Annotated in this window: 17 protein-coding genes; 16 read left to right on the top strand and 1 reads right to left on the bottom strand. The window is 60.8% G+C overall.

The genetic code is table 11. The annotated features are described in order from the left end of the window. Nucleotides 1-8 precede the first annotated feature (8 nt). From CHU95_RS13345 to CHU95_RS13410, 14 genes are all read left to right on the top strand, one after another. Complete coding sequence (locus tag CHU95_RS13345; protein ID WP_094456840.1) at nucleotides 9-500, top strand: DUF29 domain-containing protein; 492 nt, start codon at nucleotides 9-11, stop codon at nucleotides 498-500. Between the two features lie 4 nt (nucleotides 501-504). Further along, a complete protein-coding gene (nuoG, locus tag CHU95_RS13350; RefSeq protein ID WP_094456841.1) occupies nucleotides 505-2,571 on the top strand; it encodes an NADH-quinone oxidoreductase subunit NuoG in 2,067 nt (688 codons plus the stop codon). 6 nt (nucleotides 2,572-2,577) lie between these two features. Then, nucleotides 2,578-3,603 (top strand): NADH-quinone oxidoreductase subunit NuoH, encoded by a 1,026-nt coding sequence (gene nuoH / locus CHU95_RS13355; RefSeq protein ID WP_094456842.1) that lies wholly within the window; start codon nucleotides 2,578-2,580, stop codon nucleotides 3,601-3,603. Nucleotides 3,604-3,693: 90 nt separating this feature from the next. Then, nucleotides 3,694-4,182: an NADH-quinone oxidoreductase subunit NuoI gene (gene nuoI, locus CHU95_RS13360; protein WP_094456843.1), complete on the top strand. Its 489-nt coding sequence runs from the start codon at nucleotides 3,694-3,696 to the stop codon at nucleotides 4,180-4,182. Nucleotides 4,183-4,286: 104 nt separating this feature from the next. Next, nucleotides 4,287-4,904, top strand: coding sequence for an NADH-quinone oxidoreductase subunit J (locus CHU95_RS13365; RefSeq protein WP_094456844.1), 618 nt, complete (start codon nucleotides 4,287-4,289; stop codon nucleotides 4,902-4,904). A gap of 2 nt (nucleotides 4,905-4,906) precedes the next feature. Then, nucleotides 4,907-5,224, top strand: a complete 318-nt coding sequence (nuoK, locus tag CHU95_RS13370) for an NADH-quinone oxidoreductase subunit NuoK (RefSeq protein ID WP_094456845.1) — start codon at nucleotides 4,907-4,909, stop codon at nucleotides 5,222-5,224. Between the two features lie 10 nt (nucleotides 5,225-5,234). Continuing rightward, nucleotides 5,235-7,172, top strand: coding sequence for an NADH-quinone oxidoreductase subunit L (gene nuoL, locus CHU95_RS13375; protein WP_094456846.1), 1,938 nt, complete (start codon nucleotides 5,235-5,237; stop codon nucleotides 7,170-7,172). Nucleotides 7,173-7,190: 18 nt separating this feature from the next. Then, a complete protein-coding gene (locus tag CHU95_RS13380; RefSeq protein ID WP_094456847.1) occupies nucleotides 7,191-8,759 on the top strand; it encodes an NADH-quinone oxidoreductase subunit M in 1,569 nt (522 codons plus the stop codon). Between the two features lie 3 nt (nucleotides 8,760-8,762). Further along, on the top strand, nucleotides 8,763-10,214 hold the full coding sequence (nuoN, locus tag CHU95_RS13385; RefSeq protein ID WP_094456848.1) for an NADH-quinone oxidoreductase subunit NuoN: 1,452 nt from the start codon (nucleotides 8,763-8,765) through the stop codon (nucleotides 10,212-10,214). A 14-nt stretch (nucleotides 10,215-10,228) separates the two neighbouring features. Continuing rightward, nucleotides 10,229-11,014: a biotin--[acetyl-CoA-carboxylase] ligase gene (locus tag CHU95_RS13390; RefSeq protein ID WP_094456849.1), complete on the top strand. Its 786-nt coding sequence runs from the start codon at nucleotides 10,229-10,231 to the stop codon at nucleotides 11,012-11,014. A gap of 1 nt (nucleotide 11,015) precedes the next feature. Continuing rightward, nucleotides 11,016-11,804 carry a type III pantothenate kinase gene (locus CHU95_RS13395; RefSeq protein WP_094456850.1) on the top strand — a complete coding sequence of 263 codons (789 nt, stop codon included), beginning with the start codon at nucleotides 11,016-11,018 and terminating at the stop codon, nucleotides 11,802-11,804. 12 nt (nucleotides 11,805-11,816) lie between these two features. Beyond that, nucleotides 11,817-13,502: a ribonuclease J gene (locus CHU95_RS13400; RefSeq protein WP_094456851.1), complete on the top strand. Its 1,686-nt coding sequence runs from the start codon at nucleotides 11,817-11,819 to the stop codon at nucleotides 13,500-13,502. A 141-nt stretch (nucleotides 13,503-13,643) separates the two neighbouring features. Then, nucleotides 13,644-14,048, top strand: coding sequence for a methylmalonyl-CoA epimerase (gene mce / locus CHU95_RS13405; protein ID WP_094457227.1), 405 nt, complete (start codon nucleotides 13,644-13,646; stop codon nucleotides 14,046-14,048). Nucleotides 14,049-14,069: 21 nt separating this feature from the next. Further along, complete coding sequence (locus tag CHU95_RS13410; RefSeq protein WP_094456852.1) at nucleotides 14,070-14,324, top strand: DUF1467 family protein; 255 nt, start codon at nucleotides 14,070-14,072, stop codon at nucleotides 14,322-14,324. 718 nt (nucleotides 14,325-15,042) lie between these two features. Here the strand turns inward: CHU95_RS13410 and CHU95_RS13415 are convergent. After that, nucleotides 15,043-16,338: an NCS2 family permease gene (locus CHU95_RS13415; protein WP_094456853.1), complete on the bottom strand. Its 1,296-nt coding sequence runs from the start codon at nucleotides 16,336-16,338 to the stop codon at nucleotides 15,043-15,045. 40 nt (nucleotides 16,339-16,378) lie between these two features. Here CHU95_RS13415 and CHU95_RS13420 point away from each other — a divergent pair, with 40 nt between their 5' ends. Further along, complete coding sequence (locus tag CHU95_RS13420; RefSeq protein WP_094456854.1) at nucleotides 16,379-16,810, top strand: hypothetical protein; 432 nt, start codon at nucleotides 16,379-16,381, stop codon at nucleotides 16,808-16,810. 19 nt (nucleotides 16,811-16,829) lie between these two features. Next, entirely contained in the window at nucleotides 16,830-18,545 is a 1,716-nt protein-coding gene (gene ade, locus CHU95_RS13425) for an adenine deaminase (protein ID WP_094456855.1), read from the top strand. The last annotated feature ends 47 nt before the right edge of the window (nucleotides 18,546-18,592 follow it).

Raw genomic sequence — 18,592 nt, forward strand, 5'->3', positions numbered from 1 at the left:
GCGGCTCAATGCCTGACAACCGGCTCCACGACACGGATTTCTTCAGCTGGACGCAGCAGCAGGCGGATGCCCTGCGTGCTGTCGCGTCTGGGGTTAAGTCCAACATCGTGGACTGGGACAATGTCATTGAGGAGATCGAGAGTTTGGGCAGGGAGCAGGAACGGGCGCTTGCATCGCATCTGCGCAATGTGCTCAGCCATCTTCTGAAGCTGGACTATTCCCCGGCGGAAGAACCGAAGGCGCACTGGCGCAAGGAGATCAAGTTGCAGCGGCTGGAGGCGGAGGAGCGACTTGATACCAATCCCAGCCTGAAGGCCCGTTTGCCCGAAATCCTTGAACGGGCCTATCACTATGCCCGGCGGGAAGCAGCCATCGGGCTGGAAGAGGATGGGGTGGCGCTGAAGGACTTGCCGGAAGACTGCCCCTATAGTTTGGAACAGACGCGCGACATGAACTGGTTCCCGGTTGGTCGTGCCGGGAACGAGCGTGTGAAGGACTGACAGGATGCCAAAGCTAACCATTGACGGGGTCGAGATCGAGGTCGCGCCGGGCACTTCCGTGCTTCAGGCCTGCGAGCAGCTCGGCATCGAGGTGCCGCGCTTCTGCTATCATGAGCGCCTGTCCGTGCCGGCCAATTGCCGCATGTGCCTGGTGGAAGTGGAACGCATGCCCAAGCCGGCCGCATCTTGCGCGCTGCCGGTGGGTGAGGGGATGGTGGTGAAGACCAACACCCCCAACGTCCATAAGGCCCGCAAGGGCGTCATGGAATTCCTGCTGATCAACCATCCGCTGGACTGCCCCATCTGCGATCAGGGCGGCGAATGCGACCTGCAGGATCAGGCCGTGTCGTACGGTTATGACCGCAGCCGCTTTGAAGAGAACAAGCGCACCGTCAGCGACAAGTATATGGGTCCGCTGATCAAGACCTTCATGACCCGCTGTATCCAGTGCACCCGTTGCATCCGCTTTGTGGATGAGATCGCCGGCGTGCCGGCGCTCGGCGGTCTGGCGCGTGGTGAGCATCTGGAGATCACCCCCGCCCTTGAGGCCGGTGTGAATTCGGAAATGTCGGGCAATCTGGTCGATGTCTGCCCCGTGGGTGCCCTGACCTCCAAGCCCTATTCGTTCAACGCCCGCCCCTGGGAACTGCGCAAGACGGAAAGCATCGACGTCATGGACGCGGTGGGTTCCAACATCCGCATCGACGCCCGTGGCGGCGAGGTTCTGCGCGTTCTGCCGCGCCTGAACGAAGATGTGAACGAGGAATGGATCAGCGACAAGACGCGCTATGCCATTGATGGGTTGAAGCGTCAGCGTCTGGACCGGCCCTATGTGCGCGGCGCCGATGGCAAGCTGAAGCCGGCCACCTGGGCTGAGGCGTTCGCCGCGATCAAGGCCAAGGTCGCTGGTGTCGCGGGCAGCAAGATCGCCGGTATTGCCGGTGATCTGGTTGATGTCGAAAGCACCGTCGCGCTCAAGGACCTGTTGAACGCGCTGGGTTCCCAAAACCTGGATTGCCGTCAGGACGGGGCCAGCTTTGATGCATCCAACCGCGCTGGCTATATCTTCAATAGCGGTATTGCCGGGATTGAGAATGCCGATGTCGTTCTGCTGATCGGCACCAATCCGCGCTGGGAAGCGCCGCTGGTGAATTCCCGTATCCGCAAGACCTATCTGACCGGCAAGCTGAAAAAGGTTGCTGTTATCGGCCAGAATATCGACCTGACCTACCCGACCGAATGGCTGGGTAATGCCGGTTCGATCCTGACCGACCTGGCCAATGGTACGCATGCCTTCGCGGAGACGCTGCGTAATGCCAAGAACCCGCTGATCATTCTGGGCGCCGGTGCGCTGCGCCGTGGCGATGGCTTGGCGGTGCAGGCCGCCGCTGCCAAGCTGGCCGAGACAGTGGGCGCTGTGCGTGAAGGCTGGAATGGCTTCAACGTCCTGCATCTGGCCGCTGGCCGTGTCGGTGCGCTGGATGCCGGTTTCCTGCCGGGTGCTGGCGGACGTGATCTGGGCGGTATCCTGTCGGGCGCACAGAAGGGCGAAATCGAGGTCGTGTATCTGCTGGGCGCCGACGAGATCGAGGGCGACCGGTTCGGCAAGGCCTTCGTGATCTATCAGGGTCACCATGGTGATCGCGGTGCGCATCGCGCCGACGTCATCCTGCCGGGTGCTGCCTACACCGAAAAGAATGCCACCTATGTCAACACCGAAGGCCGGGTCCAGCAGGCCCGCCTTGCCACCTTCCCGCTGGGTGAGGCGCGCGAAGATTGGAAGATCCTGCGCGCCCTGTCTGCGGAACTGGGGCATACCCTGCCTTATGACACGCTGGCGCAGCTGCGCCAGCGCATGGTCGCTCTGAACCCGGTGTTTGGCGCGCTGGACCGTCTGGTCACAGCGTCCTGGGGGCCGTTCGGGGCTGAGGGTGCGGTCGCCGATGCGCACTTCACCTCGCCGGTGGAGAATTTCTACATGACCGATCCGATCAGCCGGGCTTCGCAGACTATGGCCGACTGCACGGAAGCCTTCCTGAAGCCGGCCCTGGCGGCCGCGGCGGCGGAGTAAGTAACGATGTCGGATATTCTGGCTCAACTCGGGGCTTTCTGGGCCGACCTGCCGCTGATTGTGCGCATCATCGCTGGCATCCTGGTGATTGTGGTGCCACTGCTGATCGGCATGGCGTTGCTGACCTATTTTGAGCGCAAGGTGATGGCGGCGATGCAGCTTCGCCAGGGCCCGAACCTTGTCGGTCCCTTCGGCCTGTTGCAGCCCTTCGCCGATGGTCTGAAGCTCCTGTCCAAGGAAACCGTTGTTCCGGTCCAGGCAAATGCGGGCGTGTTTTTCGCCGCACCGATGCTGACCTTTCTTCTGGCCCTGGTGGCCTGGGCGGTGATCCCGTTCGGAGAAGGGCTGGTGCTCGCCGACATTAATGTCGGTGTCCTGTACTTGTTCGCGATCTCGTCCTTGGGCGTGTACGGCATTATCATGGCCGGCTGGGCGTCGAACTCCAAATACGCATTCCTGGGTGGCCTGCGCGCGGCAGCCCAGATGGTGTCGTATGAAGTGTCTATTGGTCTGGTGATCATCACCGTCCTGCTCTGTGTCGGGTCGCTGAACCTGTCGAAGATTGTGGAAGCGCAGAAGACCGTCTGGTTCTTCATCCCGCTGTTCCCGATGTTCATCATCTTCTTTATCTCGGCGCTCGCCGAGACGAACCGCGCCCCGTTCGACTTGCCCGAAGGCGAGTCTGAACTGTCCGGTGGTTTCAACGTCGAATATTCGTCGATGACCTTCGCCCTGTTCTTCCTGGGTGAATACATCAACATGATCCTGATGAGCGCGATGACGGTCATCCTGTTCCTGGGGGGCTGGTTGCCGCCGCTGGATATCGCGCCGTTGAACTGGATTCCGGGGCCGCTTTGGTTCATCGCCAAAATCACGTTCGTGCTGTTCTGCTTCATCTGGGTGCGCGCCACGCTGCCGCGGTACCGTTATGACCAGTTGATGCGTCTGGGATGGAAGGTTTTCCTGCCGTTCTCCCTGATCTGGGTGGTGCTGACGTCTGGTGTGCTGGTCTATTTCGACCTGCTGCCGTGAGAGATTTCGTGAGGGGCGGGGGCCTTTTCAACCCCCGCCGGTGATGCTTGTGGGCGGGCCGGAAGGCCGGCCTGATTATGGAGGTGAAACATGGCCTTGCTCGACCGTACGGCGCGCGGCCTGTTCTTGTGGGAACTCGTGAATGGCATGGCGCTGACCTTCAGCTACATGTTCAAACCCCGTGTGACCCTGAACTATCCGTATGAGCGTGGCCCCACGAGCCCGCGCTTCCGGGGTGAGCATGCGCTGCGCCGCTATCCCAACGGGGAAGAGCGCTGCATCGCCTGCAAGCTGTGCGAAGCCATTTGCCCGGCTCTGGCCATCACCATTGAAGCCGAACCGCGTGAGGATGGCAGCCGCCGCACCACGCGTTACGATATCGACATGACGAAGTGCATCTATTGCGGCCTGTGCCAGGAGGCCTGCCCGGTTGATGCCATTGTCGAGGGGCCGAACCTGGAATTCGCCACGGAGACCCGCGAAGAGCTTTATTACAACAAGGAAAAGCTGCTCGCGAATGGTGACCGTTGGGAGGCGCAGATTGCGGCCAACCTCGCCGCGGATGCGCCCTACCGTTGATTTATTCGCGGGCGGCCGGGTTTACCCGGCCGTCTCCCGTCCTTCGCCCGGAGTATCCTCCGTGACCCAGTACCCGATGACCACAGCGCCGGAGGCGGCGTAACATGACCCTGACCACAATCGCATTCTATGCGTTCGCCATCGTCCTGCTGGCTTCTGCCGTGCGGGTGATCACGGCCAAGAACCCGGTACACTCCGTTCTGTTCCTGATCCTCGCCTTCTTCAACGCGGCCGGCCTGTTCGTCCTGATCGGCGCTGAATTCGTGGCCATGATCCTGGTCATCGTTTATGTCGGCGCGGTGGCGGTGCTGTTCTTGTTCGTGGTGATGATGCTTGACATCAACTTCCAGGAACTGCGGCAGGGCTTTATGCAATATATGCCGGTGGGACTGGTTGTCGGCGCCATTCTGGCGGTGGAACTGGTCTTCCTGGCCGTGACGCAGTTGGCCGGTGGCCCTGTGGGGGGGCAGGCGAATAATGCGCCGATCCCGCCGGTTGATCAGGTGACCAACACCGAAGCGATCGGCCAGATCCTCTATACTGACTATGTGTACGCTTTCCAGGTCTCGGGCCTGATCCTGCTGGTCGCCATGATCGGCGCCATCGTGCTGACCCTGCGGTCGCGCCCTGGTGTCCGCCGTCAGCAGATTGGCCAGCAGCTTGATCGCAAGCGCGCCGAGGTGGTGCAGGTACGCAAGGTCCCGACGCGGGGGGGCGTCTAATCATGGAACTCGGTTCTATCGGCCTGGCGCATTACCTGACGCTATCGGCCATCCTCTTCACCATCGGCGTGTTCGGGATTTTCCTGAACCGGAAGAATGTGATCATCATTCTGATGTCGGTCGAGATGATGCTTCTCGCAGTTAACATCAATCTGGTGGCCTTTTCCGTCTATCTGAACGATCTGGTGGGTCAGATCTTCACCATGTTCATCCTGACGGTGGCCGCCGCAGAGGCCGCCATCGGTCTGGCGATCCTGGTGGTCTATTTCCGTAACCGCGGGACCATCGCGGTTGAAGACATCAACATGATGAAGGGTTGAGGCGGGCATCATGGAAATCGCTGCCATCTTCCTGCCCTTGGCTGGAGCCTTCATCGCCGGGTTTTTCGGGCGCCTGATCGGCGACCGGGGTGCCCAGATTGTCACCTGCGCCGGTGTGCTGATCGCCGCTGTCCTGTCCGTGATCCTATTCATCAAGGTCGGGTTTGGCGGGCCAGAGGCGGCACGCACCGTTGAACTGTTCACTTGGATCGACAGTGGCACCTTCGAGGTGTCCTGGTCGCTGCGGATCGACACGCTGACGGCCGTGATGCTGGTGGTTGTCAATGTCGTGTCATCGATGGTGCATGTCTATTCGGTCGGCTATATGAGCCACGACCCGCACCGGGCGCGCTTTATGGCCTACCTGTCGCTGTTTACCTTCATGATGCTCATGCTGGTGACGGCTGACAACCTGCTGCAGATGTTCTTCGGCTGGGAAGGCGTGGGCGTTGCCTCCTACCTGCTGATCAATTTCTGGTATGAAAAGAAGAGCGCCAATGACGCCTCGATGAAGGCGTTCCTGGTGAACCGCGTGGGCGATTTTGGCTTCGCGCTGGGCATCATGGCCATCTACATGATCTTCGGTACGGTCGAGTTCGATGGCATTTTCGCGCAGGCCGCATCCAAGGCTGATGCAACGTTCAACTTCCTGGGTTGGGAAGTGCATGCCCTGACCTGCGCCTGTCTGCTGCTGTTCATCGGCGCGATGGGCAAGTCGGCACAGTTGGGCCTGCACACCTGGTTGCCGGACGCCATGGAGGGCCCGACGCCTGTGTCGGCCCTGATCCATGCGGCCACCATGGTGACCGCTGGCGTGTTCATGCTGGCCCGGATGAGCCCGGTTTTCGAATATGCCCCGACAGCGCTGGAAGTGGTGACCTATCTCGGTGCTGCGACCGCCTTCGTGGCGGCGACCATCGGTCTGACCCAGTTCGACATCAAGCGCGTCATCGCCTATTCGACGATGAGCCAGCTCGGTTACATGTTCTTCGCCATCGGTGTTGGTGCCTATCCGGCCGCCATCTTCCACCTGATGACGCATGCCTTCTTCAAGGCGCTGCTGTTCCTGGGCGCCGGCTCGGTCATCCACGCCATGTCGGATGAACAGGACATGCGCAACATGGGCGGCATCTGGAAGCTGATCCCCGGCACCTATACGATGATGTGGATCGGCAACCTGGCCCTGGCGGGTATCCCGTTCTTCGCGGGCTTCTATTCCAAGGACATGATCCTGGAAGTGGCTTATGCCAAGCACAGCGCCGCCGGGTCCTTTGCCTTCTGGATGGGTATCGCTGCCGCCTTCATGACGGCCTTCTATTCGTGGCGTCTGCTGATCATGACCTTCCATGGCAAGCCGCGCGCCTCGGAAAAGGTTATGGCCCATGTGCATGAAAGCCCGGCCGTCATGCTGGTGCCGCTGGTGGTGCTGTCTATCGGCGCCCTGTTCGCTGGCTTCGTGGCCTATCCCTGGTTCGTGGGTCACGACATGAACGCCTTCTGGGCCGGCAGCATCGTGATGCTGACGGGTGAGCATGGCTCCATCATTGAAGCTGCGCATCATGTGCCGGGTTGGGTGCCCTATGCGCCGCTGGTCGCTGGCGTCTCGGGTATCGTGCTGGCCTATGTCTTCTACATGTTCAGCCCCGGCCTGCCGGGTGCCTTTGTCAACACCTTCAAGGCCTTGCATGCTTTCGTGTTCCGCAAATACATGTTCGACGAACTGTATGACGCGCTGTTCGTGCGTCCGGCCATGAAGCTGGGTTTCGGCCTGTGGAAGGGTGTCGATATCGGTGTCATTGACGGGCTGGGTCCTGACGGAGCGGCCGCTGTGACCCGCCGCCTGTCGCTGGCGTCCAGCCGGGTCCAGTCGGGTTACGTGTACCATTATGCATTCGTTATGGTGATCGGCGTGGTCGCGTTGACCGGCTGGTTCATCCTGGCGCGTTGAGGTAGGGAGTCTTTCGAAATGGCCGATGTGCCGATCCTTTCGCTGACGACGTTCCTGCCCCTCGTCGGTGCCCTGTTCATCCTGCTCATCCGTGGTGAGCAGGAGGCCGTGGCCCGCAACGCCAAAAGCGTGGCGCTGTGGACGTCCGTGATCACTTTCGTCGTTTCGCTGTTCATCCTGACCGGCTTCGACCCTTCCAACCCTGGCTTCCAGATGGTGGAAGAGGTGGCTTGGCTGCCGGCCTTCAACATCGCCTATATCAAGGGCGTTGATGGCATCTCCATCTGGTTCGTGCTGGCCTCGACCCTGCTGACCCCGATCTGTGTCCTGGCGTCCTGGGATGCGGTGGAAAAGCGCGTGAAGGAATTCATGATCGCGCTGTTGGTGCTGGAGACCATGCTGATCGGCATGTTCACGGCACTGGACTTCGTGCTGTTCTACCTCTTCTTCGAAGGGGTGCTGCTGCCGATGTTCTTGCTGATCGGTGTCTGGGGTGGCCCCAACCGGGTCTATGCGGCCTATAAGTTCTTCATCTACACCTTCATCGGTTCGGTGCTGATGCTGCTGGCCATCCTGGCTATGTATCTGACCGCCGGGACCATGGATATGCGGGTGATGGTGGACTATCCGTTTGCCGGCAACATGCAGATCTGGCTGTGGTTGGCCTTCTTTATCGCCTTTGCGGTAAAGACGCCGATCTGGCCGGCCCATACCTGGCTGCCGTTCGCCCACGTGGAAGCACCGACAGCGGGTTCCGTGATGCTGGCCGGCGTGATGCTGAAGATGGGTGGTTACGGCCTGATCCGCGCCAATGTGCAGATGCTGCCGGAAGCCAGTTTCTTCTTCCAGGATCTGGTCTTCTTCATGTCCATCGCCGCCATCATTTACACCTCGCTGGTGGCGTTGGCGCAGTCCGATATGAAGAAGATGATCGCATACAGCTCAGTGGCCCACATGGGTTACGTGTCGATGGGCATCTTCGCCATGAACCAGCAGGGGCTGGATGGCGCCATGTTCCAGATGCTGAGCCATACGTTCGTATCGGCAGCGCTGTTCTTGTGCATCGGTGTCGCCTATAACCGCCTGCATACCCGCGAGATGGCCGCCTATGGCGGTATGGCCAAGAACATGCCGCGTTACGCGGTGGTGTTCGCGATCTTCATGTTCGCCTCGGTCGGCTTGCCCGGGACCTCGGGTTTTGTGGGTGAATTTCTGACCATGCTGGGTGTGTTCCAGGTCAGCACCTGGTACGGCATGCTGTCGGCCACGGGTCTGGTGCTGGGTGCGGCCTATATGCTGCTGCTGTTCCGCAAGCTGTTCTTCGGCAAGCTGGATAAGCCAGAGGTCAAGGCGATGCAGGACCTGTCGCCGCGCGAAGTGGCCTTCTTCGCGCCCTTGGTGGCTATTGTCATCATCATGGGCGTTTATCCGGCCAGCTTCCAGAATGTCTATAACCCGACGGTCGAGAAGATCCTGGCCGACCATCAGGTGTCGCTGAAGGCGGCGGGCCTGATCGAGGCTGTGGCTCCGGCGACGGCGGAACTGCGTACTGAAACCCCGGCGACCCAACCGGCGAGCGAGAATTAAGCCATGGCAACTCTTCCCGATCTGGCCCCGGCCCTGCCCGAGATCTTCCTGGCTTGTGCCTCTATGGCCCTGCTGATGATCGGCGTGTTCCGGGGTGACGGCAGCCTGCGCCTCGTTTCCTGGCTGACTGTCGCTTCCTTCATCGTCACCGGTTTCCTGCTGTTGCAGGGGCCGGAGGGCCGTGCGGTCACGTTCAATGGCCTGTTTGTGGCGGACAGTTTCGGCACCTTTGCCAAGCTGCTCATCCTGATCGCTTCATCGCTTGCCGTCATCCTGTCGGTCAATTACCTGGAGAAGGAGCGGGTCGCCCGGTTCGAGTATCCGGTGCTGATTGCGCTTGCGACGCTGGGCATGTTGGCCATGGTGTCGGCCAATGATCTGATCTCGCTCTATGTGGGGTTAGAGCTGCAGTCTCTGGCACTCTATGTCATTGCGTCCTTCAAGCGCGACGTGGCCAAGTCGACCGAAGCCGGCCTGAAGTATTTTGTGCTGGGCGCCCTGTCGTCGGGTCTGCTGCTCTATGGCGCGTCCCTGGTCTATGGCTTTGCGGGCACCACCAGCTTTGACAAGCTGGCCACTGTGCTGGCCGGGGCAGAAGGTGCGCCCTCGGTGGGTGTGGTCATCGGCATGGTGTTTGTGGCCGCGGGTCTGGCCTTCAAGATCTCGGCCGTACCGTTCCATATGTGGACGCCGGACGTGTATGAAGGCGCGCCGACCTCGGTCACCGCCTTCTTTGCGGTGGCGCCTAAGGTGGCGGCCATCACCCTGTTCATCCGCGTCCTTGTTGGTCCGTTTGGTGATCTGGCGGTGCAGTGGCAGCAGGTAATCCAGTTCTGCGCTGCGGCCAGCATGATCATCGGCGCGCTGGGTGCCATTCAGCAGAAGAACATCAAGCGTCTGATGGCCTACAGCTCGATCGGCCATATCGGCTACGCGCTGGTCGGGCTGTCCGCCGGGTCGGTCGAGGGTGTGCGCGGTGTGCTGATTTACATGGCGATCTATCTGGCCATGAATGTTGGCGTCTTTGCCATCATCCTGTCGATGCGTCAGTCCGGCCGCGCGGTTGAAGAGATTGCCGATCTGGGAGGCCTCTCCAAGACCCATCCGATGCTGGCCTTCGCCATGGCGGTGTTTATGTGGTCGCTGGCCGGTGTGCCGCCGGCGGCGGGCTTTTGGGGCAAGTGGGCGGTGTTTCTGCCGGCCATCCAGGCGGGCCTTTACCCGCTGGCCATCGTCGGCGTCATCGCCTCGGGTATCAGTTGCTTCTATTATCTGCGTGTGATCAAGGCCATGTACTTTGATGACGTAACGGAGCCGCTGGACCGCCCGACCCCGACCGCCGGCTTTGTGGTCGCGGGTGCTGCCCTGTTTGTGTTCCCGGTCTACATCTTCTTCTTGTCGCCGATTACCTCCGGCGCTGCCGCTGCCGCCGCCGCCCTGTTCGGGGCACGGTGACCGGCGTTCCGGCGATGGAATCCGGGCAGAAGAACCGATCTGATGAAACGCGGGCGGCCTTGCTGCCCGCGTTTTTTCATCTTCATGCTGTCGATGAATGCGGCAGCACCAATGACGTGGCCAAGCAGATGGCCGGGGATGGGGCACCTGAAGGCACACTGGTCTGGGCCTTGCGACAGACAGCGGGCCGGGGTCGGCGTGGACGGGCGTGGAGCAGCGAACCCGGCAATCTTGCTTGCTCCCTGATCCTGCGGCCCAGCCTGCCGGCGGGCGAGGCGGCGTTGACCTCGTTTGTTGCAGCGGTGGCGGTGGGCGAGGCGGTGTCGGCCCTGGTGCCCGGCAAGGTTACCCTAAAATGGCCCAATGATGTCCTGGTGGATGGGGCCAAAATCTCAGGCATCCTTTTGGAGTCCGAAGCGGGTGGCAAGGGATCGGTCGATTGGCTGGTTCTGGGGGTAGGCATCAATGTCCGGCATTGTCCGGCAGAAGCGCTGTACCCCGCGACCTCGATGCTGGCCGCCGGGGCCGATGTCTCGGTGGAACATGTGCTGACTGCCTATGCGGGGGCGTTTGAAGTTTGGTACCAGCGTTTTCTGCGCCAGGGGTTTGCGCCCATCCGTGCGGCCTGGCTGAATGCGGCCCAGGGTCTGGGCGGGGCGGTGACCATACGCCTGCAGGATGAGGCTTTCACTGGCCGATTGGTGGATATGGATGAGGGTGGTGTACTGATCGTCGAGACCGGCGGGGGTGTCCGTCGCATCACGGCGGGTGATGTGTTTTTCCCCGGTGGAGGAGCCTGAAATGCTTCTGGCCATTGATGCCGGCAACACCAATGTTGTGTTCGCCGTATTTGACGGGGAAGAGAAGCGGTCGCATTGGCGCATCTCGACCGATAGCCAGCGCACTGCCGACGAATATGCCGTCTGGTTGGTCACTCTCATGGCGATGAAGGGCATTACGCCGGCGGATATTGATGCTGCCATCCTGTCATCGGTGGTGCCGTCGCAGACCTATGCTTTGATCAAGCTGACTGAGGATCATTTCGGATGCACACCAATGCGGGTTGGCGATCCGTCGGTTGATCTGGGCTTGGAGAACAAACTGTTGAACCCGCGTGAGGCGGGGGCGGACCGGCTGGTCAATGCCGTCTCGGCCAAGGCATCCTATCCGGTGCCCCTTGTCGTTATTGATATTGGTACGGGCACCACTTTCGACGTGGTGGATCGCGATGGCAATTTTGCTGGTGGTGTGATCGCACCCGGACCGGCCCTTTCACTTGACGCGCTGCACCGGGTGGCGGCCCAGTTGCCCAAGGTCGATATCGCCAAGCCTGATGTTGCCATCGGCCGCGGGACCGTGGCGGCTATGCAATCGGGCATGTTCTGGGGCTATACCGGGATGATTGAAGGCATCCTGAAACGGATCATCGCCGAACTGTCGCCTGATGGGCAGACAAAGGTGACGGTCATCGGCACCGGCGGTCTGGTCCGCCTGTTCGCCGAGGGTACCGATATGATCCACCATATTGATGGGGACCTGACGTTGCGGGGTCTCCGGTTAATCCATGCACGCAACGCTGCTGCCAACTGAAACCAGGACCGAATGACCGAAGCAAAGCATCTGGAAAGCAAGGATTTCGACCCGAAGGCGCTCCATTTTGTTCCCTTGGGTGGGGCGGGCGAGATCGGGATGAATCTGAACCTGTACCACCATCAGGGCAAATGGCTGATGGTCGATCTGGGGGTCAGTTTCGGAGACGAAACGACCCCGGGTGTTGATATCATTCTGCCAGACACCAGCTTTATTGAGGACCGTCGCGGCGACCTTCTGGGCATTGTTGTTACCCATGCCCATGAGGATCACCTGGGCGCCATCCCGCATCTGTGGGAGGATTTGCGTGTACCTGTCTGGTGTACGCCCTTCACCGCCAGCTTCCTGAAGGCAAAGTTGGTGGAAACAGGCCTGCAAAACAAGGTGCCGATCCACATCATTCCGCTGGGTGGCAGGGCTAGTATCGGTCCTTTCGATCTCGAATTGATTAGCCTGACCCATTCGATCCCCGAACCCAATGCCCTGGTCATCCGCACCAGCGCCGGTACGGTGCTGCATACGGGTGACTGGAAGCTGGACCCCGATCCCGTCATCGGCCTACTGGCCGATGAGGACGCGCTGAAGAAGCTGGGGCGCGAGGGCGTTACGGCGATGATCTGCGACAGCACCAACGCCATGGTGCCGGGCACGTCGGGCTCGGAAGCTGCCGTGCAGGAAAGCTTCAAGGAGCTGTTCGGGCGTTTCACCGATACCCGCATCGCTGTCACCTGCTTTGCCAGTAATGTCGCCCGCCTGCACTCCATCGCCATCGCCGCCCAGGCTCATGATCGACAGGTGGCGCTGGCGGGCCGCTCGCTCTGGCGCATCAATGAAGCGGCGCGGGCCAATGGCTACCTGTCTGATCTGCCACCGTTTTTGACGGAGCGGGAGGCGGGCTACGTCCCGCGTGAGAAGCTGGTGGTGATCTGTACGGGATCGCAAGGCGAACCCCGCGCCGCCCTGGCGCGTATTGCCAATGACGATCATCCCGATGTCGTGCTGGAACGCGGCGACGTGGTGATCTTCTCCGCCCGCGAAATTCCGGGCAATGAGAAGGGCATCGCCAAGATTCAGAACGGCCTGATGCGTCAGGGCATACAGGTCATCACGGCGGATGAGGAGTTCGTGCATGTATCCGGCCATCCGGCGCGGGACGAACTGGTGCAGATGTATCAGTGGGTCCGGCCGAAGATCGCGGTGCCGGTGCATGGTGAACATCGCCACCTGACTGTGCATGCGGCCCTGGCGCGCGACTGTCAGGTGCCGGAAGTGGTGGTGCCCGATGATGGCATGGTCATCCGGTTGGGTCCTGGCCCGGCGGCCAATCTGGGCCATGTGCATGCCGGTAAGCTGTGTATTGATGGTAAGCGTATCGTGCCGCTGACCAACATGGCCATGCGTGGGCGTACTCGGATGGCCCAGGCCGGCGTCTCTATGGTGACGCTGGTGATGACCCCCCGGGGCGACCTGCTGGCCGATCCCAAGGTGACGGCCATCGGCCTGCTGGAGGAGGATGAGGTGGATGAGGAGACGGCGGACCTGATCGCCCGTGTGCGTTTGGCTGTCGAAAACCTGTCCAAGGCCGCGCGCATGGATGATGCCCAGGTCAAGGAAGCGGCCCGCATCGCCATTCGGCGTTCTTTCAGCACCAGCCAGGGGCGCAAGCCCTTGACCGAGGTACATTTGGTCCGGATCTGATTCCCGGCGGTGATGGGCGTCGTCTGTCACCGCCCGGTTGGCGCGTGTGGGATCTGTGTTGCGCGATTTGTCACGGGTGACAGCAGCGCCACCTGTGACTATGTGTCCGCCCATAATCAAAAGAAGATTGAGGAGAGGATGATGATCGGCCGTTTGAACCATGTTGCCATCGTTGTGCCTGATCTGGCAGTGGCAGCCGAGACCTACCGCACCACGCTGGGGGCCACGGTCTCCGATCCGCTGGACTTGCCCGATCATGGGGTGACCACGGTGTTCGTGGAACTGCCCAACACCAAAATCGAACTACTGCACCCATTGGGAGAGAGCAGCACCATTGCCAAATTCCTGGCCAACAACGCCAGCGGCGGCATTCACCATGTCTGTTACGAAGTCGAAGACATTATCGCCGCCCGCGATAAGCTGAAGGCCGATGGCCTGCGCGTCTTGGGTGATGGTGAACCGAAGATCGGCGCCCATGGCAAACCGGTGCTGTTTCTGCATCCCAAGGATCTGTTCGGCACCCTGGTCGAAATCGAACAGGTTTGATGGGCGAGGGAGACTGAGATCATGGGTTGGGTAACCTGGGCTGCCATTTACTTCACCGTCTGGTGGACCGTCCTGTTCATGGTGCTGCCCTTCGGGCGCAAACAGGAAGGCGAAGTGCAGGAGGTCGGTTATCTGCCGGGTACGCCGGCCCGGCCTATGATCGTGAAGAAATTCATGTGGACCACCATTCTGTCCGCCATCATTGTCGGCCTTGCCTGGAGCAGCGGTCATTTTGGTCTGATCGATTATCGCGCTCTATTACGCGGTACGCCCTGATCAACGGCCCTGGATCGCTATGACGAATCACGACTTTGGCCGGGGGCGGCAGTTTTCAGCAGTGTTGCTGAGGTGGCCGCCCACCGAATGGGCAAACATCTGTTCGGACAGTTGGCATTTGCCCGCTGATTGAGCAAAAATACAAAATTCGACCAAATAAAAAGGCAAGCCGACAAAATCGGCTTGCCTTCATATCAAGAAAGTTAAAAACTTATCTTGTCGAACGGGGTTGGATCCCTGTTTTGACACCGCCTGGTGGCGATTCCTCCCTAAACTCAGGCCGCGCTGCCTTGCTGGCGCGGTCTTTTCTTTTGTGGGGCGGAGTATAGGCTGGCTGCGACAAACCCGTCACCATCAAAATTCGATCTTTGCGCTTGCCGCACAAAAATGCAGCGTCCACTGTGGCTGCATTGCCACGATTGCATGCATGGAAACGTTTGCATGACACTTCTGCATGGTCCCATGCCTATTGGGAATGCCATTAAGTCATTGATATATATGTATTAAATGCATCACCTCGATTTTTTCTGCCCCGATTATGGGTGTGGCGGTTTACGTCAACGGAAGTTGTGCCTAAAAACTAAGCGACTGACATAATTGTAGCCAGTGCTACCGCTGTCAGGATTCTGGCTGCCCACTGAACAGGCTTCAGTTCTCTGTCAAAAACAGGGACGGTTCGGGCAGAACCTCCCCTATCACGGGCACAGCAGAGAATCGGTTACGCCAGGATCACGAATTTCAACAGGAACAGCCCCGCCAGCACCGCAACCACCGGCCCCACGTCGCGCCAGCGCCCGGCCAGGATCTTGATACCGGTGTAGGTGATGAACCCCACCGCAATCCCGTGGGCGATGGAATAGGTCAGCGGCATCGCGATGGCGGTCATCACCGCTGGCGCATAATCTGTCACATCCTCCCAATCCAGTTCCGTCAACCCCCGCGCCATCAGGCAGGCGATGTAGAGTAAGGCGGGAGCCGTGGCATAGGCGGGGATATTGGCCGCCAGCGGGGCCAGGAACAGGCAGGCCAGGAACAGCACGGCCACCGTCACCGCCGTTAACCCGCTACGTCCGCCGACATTGGTGCCGGCTGCACTCTCGATATAGGAGGTGACGGTAGAGGTGCCCAGGGCGGCGCCCACCGTGGTGGCGGCGGCATCCGCGAACAAGGCCCGTTTCAGGCGCGGCAGCTTGCCTTGCTTGTCCAGCAGGCCGGCGCGGTGCGATACCCCGATCAGGGTGCCCGCCGTATCAAACAGATCGACAAAGAAGAAGGCGAAGACCACCGTTATCAACCCGACACTGAATGCGCCCTTCAGATCCATGGCCAGGAAGGTCGGGCTAGGGTCCGGTGGCAGCGAGACGATCTGACCGCTAAAGGGCGAGGCGCCGATCCCCATGCCCACCACCGCCACGGCTAGGATGGTCAGGACCACCGCCCCCATCACCTTTCGCGCTGCCAGGGCACAAAGCAGGATGAAGCCGATGGCCGCCAGAACCGGCGGCGCCTTGGTCAGGTCACCCATGGTGACCAGGGTCACCGGGTGCGCCTGGATAAGGCCCGCATTTTCCAGGGCGATGATGGCCAGGAACAGGCCGATTCCCGCCGAAATGGCCAGTTTCAGGGTGCGGGGAATGGCGTTCACCACGGCCTCGCGTACCGGCAGAACCGACAGGATGATGAACAGGATGCCCGACAGGAACACCGCCCCCAGTGCCACCTGCCAGGAATAGCCCATCTGCCCGACCACCGTGAACGCGAAATAGGCGTTCAACCCCATGCCCGGCGCCTGTGCAATGGGGTAATTGGCGTAAAGCCCCATGATGGCCGATCCAATGGCGGCGGCCACACAGGTGGCGACAAACACCGCTCCATGGTCCATGCCCGCCGCCGACAGGATCTGCGGATTGACGAAGATGATATAGGCCATGGTCAAAAAGGTGGTGAGCCCGGCCAGCAGCTCCGTCCGGACATCACTGCCCAGTTCTTTCAGCTTGAAGTAGGATGTCAGCATCTGTGCGGCGCCCTTTGCGGCGAAAGGGAAGGGGAAGGCAATGCCAGTATTCCTGCAAAATGCCTTGAGGGCCATAGGGTTAATCACTCTATTCGCAAGCGCGGCATCCGGGGCGCTGGCGCAATCCGGTGCCCCTACGATCCGCGTCGACCCCGCCGCCTGCCGTTTTGTGGCGCGGCACCAACCCAGTGCCGATGTGGAATACAAGCCCGGTGTGGATGTGCATGGCAAGCCGGTGGCTCCTGCCGACCTACCTGATGGTTATGCTATTGAGGTGCCGACAAGCATCGATATCGCGATTACCGCCGACATTGCCCGCCGCTTCGGTATCGCCACAAATAACCTCTACCGGGGGGAGGCGCAGATCGGTACCGTTACGGTGCAGGGCAATCAGGTCCTGTTTAACGGCAAGCCGATGCAGTCGGCGGCCGAGGCGGACCTGATCGCGCTGTGCGCCAAGACTCCGCATTGATCATGTAAGGACCAACCCCATGGACCGCGCCGCCGCCAAAGCCATCCTGAAACAGCGGATCGATCAGGCCCTGGGGCGCAATCGCGCCGATCTGGTGATCAAGAATGTGCGCCTGCTGAATGTGGCGACTGGCAACATCGACGAAACCGACATCGCCATCTGCGGCGACACCATCGTCGGCACCTATGACCGCTATGACGGGGTGCAGGAGATTGATGGCAAGGGCCGCTTCGCTGTGCCCGGTTTCATCGACACCCATGTTCATTGCGAAAGCACGCTGGTGGCCCCGTCGGAATTTGACCGCTGCGTCCTGCCGCGTGGCACCACCACCGCCATCTGCGACCCGCATGAAATCTGCAATGTCATGGGGGAGGCGGGGTTACAGTATTTCCTGGATTCAGCCCTGACGACCGCGCTGGATTTGCGCGTACAGCTTTCGTCCTGTGTGCCGGCCACGCATCTGGAAACGGCGGGTGCGCGGCTGAAGGCCGATGATCTGGCCCGCCACCGCCACCATCCCAAGGTGATCGGTCTGGCCGAATTCATGAACTTCCCCGGCGTGCTGTGGAAGGATGAGGAAACGCTGGACAAGCTGGCGGAATTCTATGGCGCGCATATTGACGGCCATTCGCCCCTGGTCACGGGCAAGGAACTGAACGCCTATCTTTCCTGCGGCATCCGCAATTGCCATGAATGCACGTCACAGGCGGAAGCGCGGGAGAAGATCGCCAAGGGCATGCAGGTGCTGATCCGCGATGGCTCCGTCTCGAAGGATGTGGATGCTCTGTCCGGCTTGATCGACCCGGTGACCAGCCCGTTCCTGGCCTTCTGCACCGATGACCGTAACCCGCTGGACATTGCCGAGGAAGGGCATCTGGACCACCTGATCCGCCGCGCCATCGCGCATGGCGCCGACATTGCCTCTGTCTACCGTACCGCCACCTGGTCGGCGGCGCGCGGCTTCGGGTTGAAGGATCGCGGACTGGTGGCACCGGGTTATCTGGCCGATATCGTGCTGCTGGACGATCTGGCGCACTGCACCGTCTCCCAGGTCATCCGCGCCGGCAAGCCCGTGTCGGCGGAGACCTTCGCGGGCCGCACCTCCCCGCCGCCCGTGGGCCTGAACTCCATCAAGCGCGACCGGATCATGGCGGAAGACCTCGCCATTCCGGCCGGTGGCCCTGGCACCCCCGTGATCGGCGTCTTGCCCAACAAGATCATTACAGAGGCGTTGCAGGCCACCGTCCCCTACCGCAATGGCCGCCGCCATGCCGACCCGGACAATGACATCCTGAAGATCGTGGTCGTCGAACGCCACGGCTTCACCCGCAATATCGGCAAGGGCTTCGTGAAGGGCTTCGGCATTCGGTCGGGTGCCTTGGCCAGCTCCGTCGGCCATGACAGCCACAATATCTGTGCGGTGGGTTCCAGCGATGCCGACATGGTCGTCGCCATCAACCGATTGATTGAGATCGGCGGTGGCTTTGTGGCCGTGAAGGATGGTGCCGTGGTCGGCGAACTGGCCCTGCCCGTGGCCGGGTTGATGAGCCTAAAGCCGTTTGAGGCGGTGGAGCATGAGCTGGAAGCCTTGCGTGCCTCGGTCAAGGCGCTGGGCTGCCCGCTCGCCGAACCCTTCCTGCAACTGGCCTTCCTGCCCCTGCCAGTGATCCCGCATCTGAAGATCACTGATATGGGGCTGGTGGATGTGGATAAGTTTGAGCTGGTGGCGGCGTGAGTGTGTACGATGCCATCAATCTGTGTCAATTGTGGTGGGATGCCAAC

It is taken from the genome of Niveispirillum lacus (genome assembly GCF_002251795.1).
Classification (GTDB): domain Bacteria; phylum Pseudomonadota; class Alphaproteobacteria; order Azospirillales; family Azospirillaceae; genus Niveispirillum; species Niveispirillum lacus.